General features: G+C 57.6%; 10 protein-coding genes. 5 read left to right on the forward strand and 5 right to left on the reverse strand.

The features are described 5' to 3' along the window. Positions 1-45: 45 nt before the first annotated feature. Together ccsA and WCY31_RS05725 are read left to right on the forward strand one after the other, a co-directional pair. Positions 46-3,195 carry a cytochrome c biogenesis protein CcsA gene (gene ccsA, locus WCY31_RS05720; protein WP_345973617.1) on the forward strand — a complete coding sequence of 1,050 codons (3,150 nt, stop codon included), beginning with the start codon at positions 46-48 and terminating at the stop codon, positions 3,193-3,195. 208 nt (positions 3,196-3,403) lie between these two features. Then, positions 3,404-3,835: a hypothetical protein gene (locus WCY31_RS05725; RefSeq protein WP_345973618.1), complete on the forward strand. Its 432-nt coding sequence runs from the start codon at positions 3,404-3,406 to the stop codon at positions 3,833-3,835. Between the two features lie 34 nt (positions 3,836-3,869). Here the strand turns inward: WCY31_RS05725 and WCY31_RS05730 are convergent, their stop codons facing one another. The 3 genes from WCY31_RS05730 to WCY31_RS05740 all read right to left on the reverse strand — a co-directional run bounded on the left by WCY31_RS05730 (position 3,870) and on the right by WCY31_RS05740 (position 5,137). After that, a complete protein-coding gene (locus WCY31_RS05730) occupies positions 3,870-4,313 on the reverse strand; it encodes a pyrimidine dimer DNA glycosylase/endonuclease V (RefSeq protein ID WP_345971341.1) in 444 nt (147 codons plus the stop codon). Positions 4,314-4,389: 76 nt separating this feature from the next. Next, a complete protein-coding gene (locus tag WCY31_RS05735; RefSeq protein ID WP_345971342.1) occupies positions 4,390-4,728 on the reverse strand; it encodes a cupin domain-containing protein in 339 nt (112 codons plus the stop codon). Position 4,729: 1 nt separating this feature from the next. Continuing rightward, entirely contained in the window at positions 4,730-5,137 is a 408-nt protein-coding gene (locus WCY31_RS05740) for a hemerythrin family protein (protein ID WP_345971343.1), read from the reverse strand. Positions 5,138-5,214: 77 nt separating this feature from the next. Between WCY31_RS05740 and WCY31_RS05745 the strand changes: the two genes are divergently transcribed. Continuing rightward, positions 5,215-5,859 (forward strand): Crp/Fnr family transcriptional regulator, encoded by a 645-nt coding sequence (locus WCY31_RS05745; protein ID WP_345973620.1) that lies wholly within the window; start codon positions 5,215-5,217, stop codon positions 5,857-5,859. A gap of 155 nt (positions 5,860-6,014) precedes the next feature. On the opposite strand, the gene WCY31_RS05750 is transcribed toward WCY31_RS05745, so the two are convergent. Continuing rightward, positions 6,015-7,598 (reverse strand): SDR family oxidoreductase, encoded by a 1,584-nt coding sequence (locus tag WCY31_RS05750; protein ID WP_345973622.1) that lies wholly within the window; start codon positions 7,596-7,598, stop codon positions 6,015-6,017. 305 nt (positions 7,599-7,903) lie between these two features. Between WCY31_RS05750 and hrpB the strand changes: the two genes are divergently transcribed. Together hrpB and WCY31_RS05760 are read left to right on the forward strand one after the other, a co-directional pair. Beyond that, positions 7,904-10,378 carry an ATP-dependent helicase HrpB gene (hrpB, locus tag WCY31_RS05755; RefSeq protein WP_345973623.1) on the forward strand — a complete coding sequence of 825 codons (2,475 nt, stop codon included), beginning with the start codon at positions 7,904-7,906 and terminating at the stop codon, positions 10,376-10,378. Between the two features lie 54 nt (positions 10,379-10,432). Further along, a complete protein-coding gene (locus WCY31_RS05760; protein ID WP_345973624.1) occupies positions 10,433-13,057 on the forward strand; it encodes a DUF2339 domain-containing protein in 2,625 nt (874 codons plus the stop codon). Here WCY31_RS05760 and lolA read toward each other — a convergent pair whose 3' ends face one another. Then, positions 13,058-13,573, reverse strand: coding sequence for a LolA-like outer membrane lipoprotein chaperone (gene lolA / locus WCY31_RS05765; RefSeq protein WP_345973626.1), 516 nt, complete (start codon positions 13,571-13,573; stop codon positions 13,058-13,060). Between the last annotated feature and the right edge of the window lie 45 nt (positions 13,574-13,618).

The raw sequence follows: 13,618 nt of genomic DNA on the forward strand, positions 1-13,618 counted from the left end.
ACTTTGGGGGCCGCACAGCCCTCTGACTGCATGAAAAGGAATGAGATGAAGTACCTCCTCTCTGTGATCAGCTCCATGAAAACCATGGCCACGTTAATGCTGGTGTTTGCCGTCTCCGTCGGATACGCGACTTTTGTCGAAAACGATTTCGGCACGCCGACGGCCAAGGCCATGATCTACAACGCCCGATGGTTCGAGGTGCTGCTGGGTATTCTGGCGTTCAACCTCGTACTCAATATCGTACGATTCAAGATGTGGAAGAAGGGGAAGGGGCTTGTCTTCCTCTTTCACTTCGCTTTCCTCGTCATCCTGTTCGGCGCGGCGGTGACCCGCTATGTCGGTTATGAAGGGATGATGCACATCCGCGAAGGGCAGACGGAGGACAAGATCACCAGCTCCACGAGCTACCTCAAAATCGTCTATGACGACAACGGCAAGGTCGGCGAGTACAAGCAGAGTCTCTATCTTTCCAAGCTCGGCGGCAACGACGTCGACACGACCTTCGATGTCGCCGGCAAAACGGTCAGCGTCAAACTGCTTGAATACATCCCCGATGCCGTCTACAGCGTTGTGGAAGCCGCGGACGGCAAGCCGATTGTCAACATGATGATCACCGGCGGCGGCGCCCCCGACCAGATGCAGCTCTCGCAGGGCGAACAGTATGAAAACGAGAAACTCATTATCGACTTCGACTCCGGCAAGCCGGTGCACGACGGCAAACCGGTCGTCCGCCTGTTTATGGAAGGCGACAGCCTGAAGATGGCCAACGGTTTCCCGATGACCTACCTCAAGATGGATGACCAGAGCAGCGGCGCCGTTGCACCTTCCCTGGAGAATAACGCGTCGACACGGACGCTCTATACAACGGAGAACGGCGCGAACTTCGTCATCCGCAGCTTCTTCGCCAAGGGGAAAAAGACGGTTGTCTCCCAGGAAACGAAAAAGAAGGGGCCGATGATGCGCAGTGCCTCGCAGGACGCAATGCGCCTGCAGTTCAGCGACGGCAGCGAGACCCAGGAGGTCGTCGTCATGGGCACCTCCGGCAAAGTCGGCGTGCCGGAACCGGTGACGCTCTCGGGCATCCCGATGTCGGTCAGCTACGGCGCCGATCTCATCCGCCTGCCGTTCGCCCTGAAGCTGACGGATTTCGAGCTCGACCGCTACCCGGGATCACAGTCACCGATGTCCTATGCGAGCGACGTCGTCCTGATAGACAAGGAACAGAACATCGAAATGCCTTACCGTATCTTTATGAACCACGTTCTTGACCACCGTAACTACCGTTTCTTCCAGTCCTCCTACGACCGTGACGAGAAGGGGACGGTCCTCTCCGTCAACCACGACCCGGGGACCCTGCCGACCTACATCGGCTACCTGCTGCTGGCCATCGGGATGTTCGGTTCACTCTTCGTCAAGGGCGGACGCTTCCGCCAGCTGGGCAAGATCGCCAAGCGTGCGGCCGAAGAGAAAGAGAAACTGGCCGCAGGGCTTATTGCAGCACTGTTGCTGACGTTCGCGCCGCAAAGCGCCAAAGCCGATACGAATCCGATGATCAAGGAGATCACCTCCTTTGACCGGACCCACGCCGATATGTTCGGAGAGCTGATCGTCCAGGACAGCAACGGCCGTATGAAACCGGTCGATACCCTCAGCACGGAGATCCTGCACAAGATCAACCGCGGCGATACTATCCTCGGTCTCAATGCAAATCAGATCCTGCTCTCGATGATGCTGATGCCCGAAGCGTGGCGCGACATCAAGATGATCAGTTCGGACAAGCTGGTCAACAAGGAGCTGGGATTCGACGCCGGTGAGAAAACCCTCGCCTTCAACCAGTTCTTTGAATACCCCGATGAGATGGCCGGCTACAAACTTAACAAGTATGTCGAAGAGGCGATCCGCAAGGCGCCGGGCAAACGTGACAAGTTCGACAAAGCCGTCATCAAAGTAGACGAACGCGTCAACGTCGCCTACATGGTCTACACGGGTGCGCTGCTGCGCCTCTGGCCGGATGCGGGGGATGCGAACCACAAATGGGTGGCGACGATTGAGGCGATCAACGGCTTTACCCCACAGGAGAGCATGCTCGTACGCTACCTCGCCGCCCAGTACTTCTCCTCCATCGACGACGCGGTTAAGAGCGGCGACTGGAGCAAGGCGGATGCCGCGCTGGAGCAGATCGCCGAGCATCAGAAAAAGGCGGGATCTACCGTCTATCCCGACGAGAACAAGGTGAAACTGGAGATCTGGTACAACCACGCCAACATCTTCGAGCGCCTCTGGCCGCTCTATTTCCTCGTCGGTTTCGTCCTGCTGGTCTTCGCCTTCGCGCACATCATCAACCCGCGCGTCAAGCTGGGGCTCTTCGCCAAGGGAGCCTACGGTCTGCTCGTGCTCTTCTTCATCGCCCACACGGTCGGCCTGGCGATCCGCTGGTACATCTCCGGCCACGCCCCGTGGTCGAACGGGTACGAGTCGATGATCTATATCGGCTGGGCGTCTGTGCTGGCGGGCTTCATCTTCTCGAAGAATTCGCCGATTACCCTTGCGGCCACCTCCATCCTTGCCGGGCTGATCCTCTTTGTCGCCCACCTCAACTGGATGGACCCGCAGGTGACGAACCTCGTGCCGGTCCTGCAGTCGTACTGGCTCAGTATCCACGTCTCTATGATCACCGGCAGCTACGGCTTCCTGGGACTGGGGGCGCTGCTGGGTTTCATTACGCTGATCCTGTTCATGTTCAATTCGGGCAAGCGTGCGCACAGCATCTCGCTCTCCATCAAGGAGCTCAACGCCATTAACGAAATGAGCCTGATGGTCGGGCTGGCGACGCTGACGGTGGGGAACTTCCTCGGCGGGGTCTGGGCCAACGAGAGCTGGGGCCGCTACTGGGGCTGGGACCCGAAAGAGACCTGGGCACTGGTGACGATCCTCGTCTATGCCGTCGTCATCCACCTGCGTTTTATCAAGAAGATCTATACGCCGTACCTCTTCAGCGTCATCTCCCTGCTCGCCTTTACGTCGGTGCTGATGACCTACTTCGGCGTCAACTACTACTTGGCGGGGATGCACTCCTACGCCAAGGGCGATCCGGTACCGATCCCGGATTTCGTCCCGGTCACCTACGCGATCGTCTTCGCGGTCATCGCGCTGGCTTCGCGCCACCGCAAACTCGCACCGCTGTGCAAGGAGTAGGGGCTCCTTTCTAACCCCCGATAACCTGTACCCTTACACTTCCGGTGCCCCTCGGCACCGTCACGCTTCCCACCTGTTTTTCTCTAATTTACAGCTCCCCAATACCCATTGAAATGGTCGGAATTATTTAATTTCAACCCACAGTTATTTTATGGGATAAAATAATTTGGATATAATTTTTTCTGAATCAAAATGAGAGGAGAGAGGTATGGTAAAAATCGTCCTGATGGCACTGATCGCATTCGGTGTCCAGCTGCATGCGGCGGATCAAAAATTCAACCTGAAGTTCAATATGCTGAAGCTCAATGCGGAGATGGGTTCGGCCCGGGAGTCTATGATCCGGAACGACAGGGCGGAAGCGCTGAAAGTGTTCAAGCGTCTCAAAACGGAGGTGCATGATCTCCTGAGCAACAAGGAGAAGATCGAATCCATGCTCCCCTCGGAGAAGAAGCAGAAATCGAGCATTGCCCTCGAGTCGGCAAAGCTGATCGCGGAGAACATCGAGCTGATCGAAGACGCTTACGGAGAGAACACGCGGGACCTGACGCCGCGCAAGCGGCAGATCAAAGCTCAAAGAGCCTATACCTCCATCGAACTGGCCTGTTTCCACTGCCACAACCTGGTGCGCGACGAACTGTAAACATTTTCGATGACGACACGCCCGCCCGGGCGTGTCAGGGTGCCGCGGTCGGGATGACCTCCCACGCCTCCACATCCCCCGCAATCGCTTTAAAGAGCGGATGCGTTTCAATCTCCTGTAACGATTCTAGTACTTTGTAACGGTCCGGGGCCCGGTGTTTCAGTTTGCCCAGCAGATGGGTGAATTCGTATGAGAGCTGACCCGTATGGACAGGCATCAGGGCGCATGCTCCGTGCATCACAATTTTTTCCCTGTTGAACCTATAGCCTCTCCTGTCCGCCTCGTCCGCCACGAAACCGAGATAGCAGCCAATGGCAGTCGCAGGCGCTTCACACTGTTGGAAACGGAGCAGCTGAGGGTGGTGCTTATACCCCTTCGTTCTGTCGAGCAACACGTTCTGTGCCAGCAGTGCCTCGCGCCACAGGGCGACCAACCCTTTGGCGTCCAGGTATTTCGGGTGGATGGACCAGAGTCGCATCGGAGTCTCCTCCTTTTGCCCACATTGTGAGCGGTGTAGCATATCCCACTATACTACAGCTTTGCCAAGAGCGCCGTCACGCCTTCACCAGGTCGATGACCCGTTTAAGCGCGTCGCCTTTTGAAAGCGTCAGCCGGATAACGCTCTTCGTACGGCCTTCGAGGGAGTGGGGGACGTGTGCATCGAAACAGACCATCTCTCCGCATTCAAGGTCGGCCGCATCACCATTGGAGGTGAGTGTAACACAGCCTTCGAGAACCATGATGGTAATCGGTCCGGGCGCGGTGTGCTCGCGCATGATGCTGCCTTTGGTCATACAGATGCGGATCTCCTTGGAAAAAGGGGTCTCCAGCATCTTTTCGACGACGACCCGTTCTCCGAAACGCGGCGCTTCCAGAAACGTGTACGTTTTCATTTCAACTCCCCTTCACCATCGCGATGAAGTTTGCCGTGACGGTGTCCATGGTCGCGATGTGCTGTTGCAGCCACTGTGGCGTATCGGTGCAGATGTAGTCGCGGATGATCTCATCGTCGTTGCGGTTGCGCCACTCCATCATCACCAGCTGGAATGCATTGAGGGCGCGGTCATGCTCGGCTTTGTGCATCTCGAACGCGGGAAAGCCGACCTCTCGCATGAGGTGCTCCTCGTTCGCGAAGTGCTCGCGGGTATGGAAAAAAAGTGCCTCGAGTGCCTGAGAGAGGGCCGTTTCGGGCGCACCGGTGTCGAGGAGCGTCTCAATATGGTTGAGCTGTTCCACCTCTTCGGCATGAACGGTGTTCATCTCGTTAAAAGCGACTTTGGGGAGTTCGGCGAAAGCGATCATCTGATGATTCCTTTTTTGCGCCAGTATAGGTTATGATAGGGGGGTGTGACATTGATATAGATCAAGTTGGAGGGGGCATGGGACTGGAACACTGCTATCTGTTTAACCGGCTGGAAGGGGATGACCTGGCACAGTTGCGGGAGATCACCCGGGTGAAATCGTACAGCGCGGGGAGCACGCTTTTTTATGCCGGGGAACACCCGGGAAAACTCCGCCTCATCGTATCGGGAGTCGTCAAGGTCGTCAAGCACGACACGGCAGGCAACGAGATCGTCCTGGCCCATTTCCGTGCCGACGACCTGGTCGCCGAGGCGGCACATTTCGAAAACATCCCCTATCCGGCGACGGCGCGCTGCGAAACAGACGTGACGCTCTACGAGATCGATTTCGGGGCTTTCAAAAGCCGTTTTCTGAACCGACCGGATGTGGCGCTGGGCATCATCCGGTCGCTGACGCGCAAGATCAAGCAGCTCGAAGCGGTGATCCGGCGTACCACGGTCGACGATGCGCAGACCCGCCTGGCACGCTACCTGCTGGAACATGCCGACGTGCTCGCCGCGACGACCCAGAAGCAGATCGCGTCACAGATCGGCCTGACGCCTGAAACGGTTTCGCGCATCGTGCGGCGTTTCAAAGCACGGGGATGGGTCGAGGTGCGCGCGCGGAAGATCGTTATCGTCGATGCAGAGGGCCTGAGAAGCCTGTTGGATGAGTCGGTTTAGCGTTTAAACAAGTCATCAAAAGCCCGGGGAGGCTTATAGATTGGCTCCCTTTGATTTGTGAGGCATATACTTTGTCTTCTTCTTTATCAGCAGTGGATGTAGGATACCTACGAGCTTCGCAACCGGGCGTTGCTTGCATAGTCCGTGAGTGTCGTTTAGCTTGAAACATTGGCTGCTGCGGGGATTTGGTAGCTTGCCAGTAGGATGTTTTCGACCATGGTTTTGAAAATGTATTTATGTATAAAGTAGAGGCTGTACCAGTAAAGGTATCCTCCGATGCCGTTGGGCTCGAAATAGGCGGTCAGCGTTAATCGGGCTTTTCCCTCCTCTTCCTGGACCGGCTGCAGGATGAACTGCAGCCAGGCATTGCCTGGGGTGAGCATCTCCGCTTTGAGCCTCAGCACTTTGTTGCCGGGCTTGTTCTTATAAAACGTGACGACCCAAAAGTCGATCCGGTCACCGACCCTGATGAACTTTGGTGCCCTTTTGGTATCGCGGAGGCCTCTGCCGCCGAGCAGAACATCGATAAACCCGCGGACCTGCCAGAGCCATCTCGGCGAGTAATAGCCCGTTGTTCCCCCGATGTCCTTAACCCGGTAGAAGACATCCTCTATCTTTTCTGCGGGGAAAGTCGCGCTGTATGCTTCAAAAAGCATCCCCTCTTTGAGTTCCGACGTAAAGCGCAAAAACTGCTTTTTCTTTTCGGGATTGAGTACGGACTCTTCATATGGCGTGGACCAGACGCTCAGGTAGGTCAGCTCTTCGCATCTTTGGCCGGCGATTCTCAGTGCCTCCGTAAAAGGTTTCGGTTTAACGGGACAGTGCGGATCGACTTTGGAGACGGGGTGATTGCCGATAATCGCGGCCGAATTCATGCCCTCCAAAAGCCGTTCAACTAGAATGGCGCGCATCCCGGACATCCGCGAGATGATTTTGCTTAACACATAGGGGGTGAAGATCTTGTTAAACAGCGGCAGGGGGGCCACATGCAGTTTTTTATCGACGACGATATCTGCGTAGGTCTGCACGATAGCGGAGTAGGTGAGGACTTCATTCGAACCGATCTCGACGATTTGGTCATAATATTTCTCGTTCAAAAGTGCGTGGGTGAGGTAGGCAACGAGGTCTTCGACGGCAATCGTCTGGCACAACCCCTCTTTGCCTAAAGCTTTGGGTACTAAAGGGAGTTTGGTCGCCAGGCTGCGGATGATTTCGAAACTTGAATTTCCCGCGCCGATGATAACGCCGGCGCGGAATTCGGTCACACCGTCATGCTCTTTGCACAAAAATTCTGCCGTTTGCTGCCTGCTTCTGAGGTGCATTGAAAGCGGATAGCCCTCCGTCTCGACCCCAAGCCCACCCAGATAGATGATCTGTTTGACTCCGGCTTTGGTACAGGCCTTGCCCACGAGCCCTGCCAGCCGGTTGTCCTTGAGCGAAAAATCATAGTCCCCTTTGACATAAAGCGAGTGGACGAGGTAATAGACGGCATCCACTCCTTGAAGTGTCGTGACGATATCGTCAAAGCCGCGCACTTCAAGACGCTGTTCCGCTATGCAGATGTCTGGGCTGGTCCGTTCAAGAAAGTAGCACTCGTCGTTTAAAAACTCAAACTTGCGCGTGGTCCGTGTAAAGAGGGTGATTTTGTAACCGGCGTTGTAGAGCTTGGCAATGAGGTGCGTTCCGATGTAACTGGTCGATCCGAAAATAGCGATATGGTGATTCGTACTGTTTTGCATCCCGGTATCATATGAAAATTAGGCAAATAGTGTTAGGAATAGATTTTTTGTGATGATCTAAACTAGTTGTAAGCTGCCCGTCCTCCCGGAACACCATGCGGAGCAATGGACGTAACGCTTCCTGCTTCCTAATCCGATTAACCTGTAAAGAAACGTCTTTTTCATCCGCGGCTTTTTTACGTGCAACGTTTAGTTTGATAATGGGATGATGGCTATTCAAAGACTCTCAGCGTAATCTGTCAAAAATGCGGGATATTGTCATGTTCAGCTTCTATGGTGTCAGCGGAACCGTTATAATTCCAACCATGTTACCCGAACTTCCCATCCAAGCCGTCCTGCCCGAAATAGGGCAGGCGCTTTCCGGCAATCATCAGCTTATTCTGCAGGCCCCTCCGGGTGCGGGGAAAACGACCGTCGTCCCGCTGGAACTGCTTAAAGCGGCCTGGCTGGAAGGCAAAAAGATCGTCATGCTCGAGCCGCGGCGGCTCGCGGCGCGTAATGCGGCGCTGCGGATGGCGGAGCTGCTGGGCGAAGCGGTCGGACAGCGGGTGGGGTACCGCATCCGGCAGGAGACGAAGGTCTCGGCAGCCACGCGGATAGAGGTCGTCACCGAAGGGATCCTGACGCGGATGCTGCAGCGCGACCCGTCACTGGAGGAGGTGGGGGTGCTCCTCTTCGACGAATTCCATGAGCGCTCCATCCATGCCGACCTGGGATTGTCGCTCGCGCTGCAGTCGCAGTCCCTGCTGCGCGATGACCTGAAGCTCGTGGTGATGTCGGCGACGCTGAACGCCGAAGCGCTGAAAGGTGTATTGCCCGACGCCGCCGTCGTGACCAGTGAAGGACGCTGCTATCCCGTAGCGTACCGTTACCTCGATATCCGCCGCAAACCGCCCGAGGCGAAGAGCATAGCATCACTGATCGCGGAAACGATCCTAAGCGCATTGACAGAGGAGCAGGGCAGTATGCTCGTCTTTCTGCCCGGCGTCAAAGAGATCAACGCCGTCGAGCGTGCGCTGCAGGGGAGTACGTCGAGCGACATCGTTATCGCGCCCCTGTACGGCGATCTCTCCAAAGCGGCGCAGCAGCACGCCATCGCCCCCGCTGCTGAGGGCAAACGCAAGATCGTCCTGGCGACGAACATCGCCGAAACCTCGCTGACGATCGACGGTGTTCGGATCGTCGTCGACAGCGGGCTGGAACGTTTCGTGGAGTACGACGCCGCCTCTGGGATGAACCGGATGCGAACCCGCATGATCACGCAGGACTCCGCCGTGCAGCGTGCCGGGCGTGCCGGACGGACGCAAGAAGGGGTCTGCTACCGCCTTTGGCATGAAAACAAGCCGCTGGTACCGCATGCACGGCCCGAAATACTGCAGTCAGACCTGGCACCTCTGATGCTGGAACTCGCCAACTGGGGGGCCGGCGTCGATGAACTGACCTGGGTCGATAGGCCGCCCGTGCATGCGGTGGAAGAGGCCTCTATGATATTAATATCACTTAATATGGTAGATGTTTCCGGCCGCATAACGCCGCACGGCGAAGCGGCGCTGGCGCTTGGGCTGCATCCGCGCCTGGCCCATATGCTGCTGCGGGCCAAGGCGGAGGGGCTCGGGTACGAAGCGGTACTGCTGGCGACGCTGCTGCAGGAGCGGACGGGCTTCAGCGGGACGGATCTTGCCGAAGGCGTGAGGTGGCTGGACCGTGCGCTGCAGACGGGCGAGAGCGGCCACCTGCTGCGCCATGCCGTCAACCTTCTCAAAAAGCGTACGGGCTGCGAGCGGGGCAGCAGGGTGCAAACCGGTGCGGCCGGGGTGCTTGCGGCACTGGCGTATCCCGACCGCATCGCCAAGCGTCGCATGAGAGGGTCGGAGCGCTTTTTGCTGGCCAACGGCAAAGGGGCGGTGCTCGGCGATGCGACTATGTTCCTGCACGACGACTACCTAGCCGTCGCCGAAGCGGGCGGACAGGGGGAGACGCTGCGCATCTTCCACGCCGCCGCTTTATCGCAGTCTGAACTGGAAGCGTGGTTCGGCGATGCCATTGTGACGGAGGAGCAAGTCGCGTGGAACGACGATTCGGGTCGCGTCGAAGCACTTCGGCTTCTGCGCCTCGGTGCCTTGACACTGGAGCAGTCGCGCATCGAGAACCCTTCGCCGGCACTGGTCGCGAAGGGTGTGCTGGAAGGCATACGGCGAAGCGGACTTTCCGTCTTGCCGTGGGAGAAGAAGAGCCTGTCGCTCCGCGAGCGGGTCAATTTCGTCAACCGGCATCTGCCGGGAACCTTCGAATTGATGGATGACGACACTCTGCCGAAGACGCTGGAACACTGGTTGCTGCCCTACCTGGACGGGGTCCGCGACCTCAAGGGGTTGCAGAAGCTCGATATGCATTCGATCCTCTCCGCGCTGCTGGGCTGGGACGCATTGCAGAAGCTGGATGCGCTGGCACCGGAGACGGTGACGGTACCCAGCGGTTCAACCATCCGTATCGACTACGCAGACCCTGAGCAGCCCGTGCTCGCCGTGCGACTGCAGGAGGTCTTCGGCTGGGAGCGCACGCCGGCGGTGCTGGCAGGGAAAATGCCGCTGATGCTCCACCTGCTCAGCCCCGCCCAGCGTCCGGTACAGGTGACAAAGGATCTGGCGTCGTTCTGGCGGGAGGGGTATGCCGAGGTACGCAAGGAGCTGCGGGGCCGGTACAAGAAACACTACTGGCCCGAAGACCCCTACGAGGCGGTCGCGACTGCTAAGACAAAGAAGGGGATGGCGCGGGGATGACGTGAGCGTATTTGTGTTAGCATAGCAGCATAAAATAATAAATAGGAATAGTTGATGTTGACACTGCTTGCCATCCTGATCATCTTTTTCCTCATCCTTGATCTCTACAAGAAGAACAGAGAGCTGCGCGAACGCCTGGATGCCCTGGGGGATGAGGAGCAGTCCGCGAAGCGCGAGAAACGGGAGCGACCGCGCTCCCCGCTGGAAGAGGTGAAGAAAACGCTGGTCCCTCCTGCCATGAAAACGGTGGTACCACCGGAACAGAATGCCAAAACGGTCACCCGGCCGGAAGCGGCGCAACGCCCGGTTCGGAAGACGCCGGAAGCGGCAGGCCCGGATACCGTTCGGACCGGGGCTGCGGAACCGTCGCCGCTTGCCCAGATGATTAACCGCTTCCTCACCGGCGGCAATATGCTGGTGAAGGTCGGCGGCATCATCTTTTTCCTGGGGCTTGTTTTCCTTGTCAAGTACGCTGCCGAGCACAACATGATCAGTATCGAAATGCGTCTGATCGGCATTGCGCTCGGTGCGCTGGGCATGACCGCTTTGGGGTGGCGGCTGCGGGAGCGGGAAGGGTATTACGGACTGGTCCTGCAGGCGCTGGGGGTCGCTTCGTTCTATCTTGTCGTCTACGCTTCGGCGAAAATGTACGGCCTGTTGACGATGCCGCAGGCCTTTGTCATTATGCTGATCGTTGTCATCTGCGGCTCGCTGCTGGCCGTGGCCCAAGATGCCGTTATCCTGGCGCTCTTTTCGATCACCGGCGGTTTCCTGGTCCCGATCCTGACCTCCGACGGCAGCGGTTCGCACATTGTGCTGTTCAGCTACTACGCCATGCTCAACATCGGGGTCCTGCTCATCGCATGGTACCGTTCCTGGCGGGTGCTCAACATTGCCGGTTTCTTTTTTACCTTTGTTATCGCCACCGCCTGGGGCGTACTGCGGTATGACCCGGCGCTCTTCATATCGACCGAACCGTTTTTGATCTTCTTCTTCCTGCTCTACCTAGGCGTGAGCATCCTGTTTACGTCGAAGCAGCCTTTTGAGGTATGCGCCTTTATCGATTCCACGCTGGTCTTCGGGCTGCCGCTCGTCGCCTTTTCCCTGCAGGCCTCCATGGTCAAGCAGTACGAGTACGGTGTGTTTTACAGCGCAATGGTTGTGGGAAGTCTCTACCTCACGCTTTTCCGGCTGCTGTCGCCACGGGTGAAGATGCAGATGCTGGCGGAGGCGTTCCGCGCGATCGCCGTTGTCTTCTATACGGTGGCAATCCCCTATGCGCTTGACGATCGGATGACCGGTGCACTATGGGCACTTGAAGGGGCGGCGGTGATCTGGATCTCCCTGAAGTATCGCAAACATTACGGGGTGATTTTCGGGATGGTGCTGGAGCTGGCGTCGAATGTGCTCTACCTGCTCTCCACCGTAGGCCTTTCGGCCGAATTCGCTTTTGCCAACGGGATCTTTGCCGGCTATGCCGTCGTGGTGACGGCGGCCCTCTTTACGGCCTACCGGCTCCGGGCACACCCCGGCGGCGAGCCAGGGACCCTCACGCAGGCATTCTCCATGATCTTCCTGGGGACGGGGCTGCTCATGTGGCTGCTTGCCGGTTTTCTGGAAGCCGGCCGCAGCAGCTTTGAAACGGGGAATGTGCTGCTGATCTACGCGGCATTGAGCGCCGTACTGTTTGCCGCCGCCGCCATTCGTTTCGCCTGGGCGGAACTGGGCGGGGTGTCGCAGTACTACCTGCCGTTGGGCATCGTCATCTTTGCGACGCTGCTGCAACACTTTATCGCGGCACACCCCTTCGCCGGGATCGGGAGCATCGCCATCGTTCTTTTCTTTACCGTGCATTACGGTCTGCTCTGGCGTTTCGGCTCGGACTGGAAACTGGGTGCACTTTTGCACGTTGCAGGGATGGTCCTTTTGGTGCTTATCCTGTCACGGGAGCTTCAGTATGCCGTGGAAACATGGACGGGGATCACCGTGCTCGGTCACGGGGCATTCGGCGTGATGCCGATCCTGACACTGCTGCTTCTGGTGCAGTCTGATCGCTACTATCCCTCTCTCATCCGGGAGTACCTCACCGTCTACCGCCTGGCGGGTGGGATCGCGCTGAGCACCATTGTCGGCATCTGGGAACTGAAAATCAGCGCCCTGGACGGGGCGGTGCCGTTTATGCCCTACATTCCGCTGTTAAGCCCGCTCGATCTCCTCCAGGCGGCAGGGCTGGCCGTATTTGTATACTGGCTTTATCGTGTGGAGCGTATCACGGCCGCGGCCGACCGGTTCGCGTTCAAAGCGGCCGGTATTGCGGCGTTTCTCTTCGCGACGTTGCTCCTGGGTCGTGCGGTCCATTTTTACGGGGATGTCGGGTATACGACCTATGCCCTGGCGGCGAGCCTGCTGTTTCAGGCGTCGCTCTCGATCCTGTGGAGCTGTATGGGTATCGCCGCCATGCTTGTCGGCAAGGTGCGGGGCGAGCGTACGGTATGGCTGGCGGGGGCAGGGGTCCTTGGGGTGGTGGTACTGAAGCTCTTTCTGGTCGATCTCGCGGGGAGCGGAACGGTCGAGCGGATCGTCTCTTTCATCTCCGTCGGCGTCCTGCTGCTGCTGGTGGGGTATTTTGCGCCGATTCCGCCGTCTAAAGACGGCGCAGCGGAACAGACAGGGGCGTGACTACTCCCGGAGCAGGTCGTAAAAGGGCGGGATCTCCGGTGTGAAGAGGGTGTCGTCGAGGTTACGGTTGATCTTCTGTTTTGAGAAGCGGATCTGGACGCTATTCTCGAAAGGGTCGTTGTAGGAGATCGCCAACGGGATGTCGTCGCGGATCTTGATGGTGAACTGCTGGGACTTGTGGGTCGCCAGGTAGGTTTCGTCGTCGAGTTTTACAGCGTTGGCGAGGATCTTGAAAAGGTCGATCTCATCGCGGAAGGTCTTGACGATGGCCTGTTCGAGTTCCGGTTCGATGATGGTGACTTTGTGGCCGATGACGAAGACGCTCTTCTCGACGGGCTTGAAGTAGTGCCAGTGGGCCTTGTCCGGGCGCGTCGCATCGACATGCCCCTCGTAGGTAATGGTCTTGTTCGTATCGTCAACGATCTGCTGGGTAAAATCCGCGCTGAAAGAGCGGATGGAGTCGGTAAACCCGAAGAGGGCGCTAAAAGCGGCGAGCAGCAGAAAAATTGTTTTCATTTGAAACCTTTTTTGCGCAATTGTAACCAAAAATGGTGACCGGAC

It is taken from the genome of Sulfurimonas sp. HSL3-1 (assembly GCF_039645995.1).
GTDB lineage: Bacteria > Campylobacterota > Campylobacteria > Campylobacterales > Sulfurimonadaceae > Thiomicrolovo > Thiomicrolovo diazotrophicus.

Excerpts from the sequence above, each read along its gene's own strand:
- ccsA (WP_345973617.1), top strand. The coding sequence starts at position 46 with ATGAAGTACCTCCTCTCTGTGATCAGCTCCATGAAAACCATGGCCACG.
- WCY31_RS05725 (WP_345973618.1), top strand. The coding sequence starts at position 3,404 with ATGGTAAAAATCGTCCTGATGGCACTGATCGCATTCGGTGTCCAGCTG.
- WCY31_RS05730 (WP_345971341.1), bottom strand. The coding sequence starts at position 4,313 with ATGCGACTCTGGTCCATCCACCCGAAATACCTGGACGCCAAAGGGTTG.
- WCY31_RS05735 (WP_345971342.1), bottom strand. The coding sequence starts at position 4,728 with ATGAAAACGTACACGTTTCTGGAAGCGCCGCGTTTCGGAGAACGGGTC.
- WCY31_RS05740 (WP_345971343.1), bottom strand. The coding sequence starts at position 5,137 with ATGATCGCTTTCGCCGAACTCCCCAAAGTCGCTTTTAACGAGATGAAC.
- WCY31_RS05745 (WP_345973620.1), top strand. The coding sequence starts at position 5,215 with ATGGGACTGGAACACTGCTATCTGTTTAACCGGCTGGAAGGGGATGAC.
- WCY31_RS05750 (WP_345973622.1), bottom strand. The coding sequence starts at position 7,598 with ATGCAAAACAGTACGAATCACCATATCGCTATTTTCGGATCGACCAGT.
- hrpB (WP_345973623.1), top strand. The coding sequence starts at position 7,904 with ATGTTACCCGAACTTCCCATCCAAGCCGTCCTGCCCGAAATAGGGCAG.
- WCY31_RS05760 (WP_345973624.1), top strand. The coding sequence starts at position 10,433 with ATGTTGACACTGCTTGCCATCCTGATCATCTTTTTCCTCATCCTTGAT.
- lolA (WP_345973626.1), bottom strand. The coding sequence starts at position 13,573 with ATGAAAACAATTTTTCTGCTGCTCGCCGCTTTTAGCGCCCTCTTCGGG.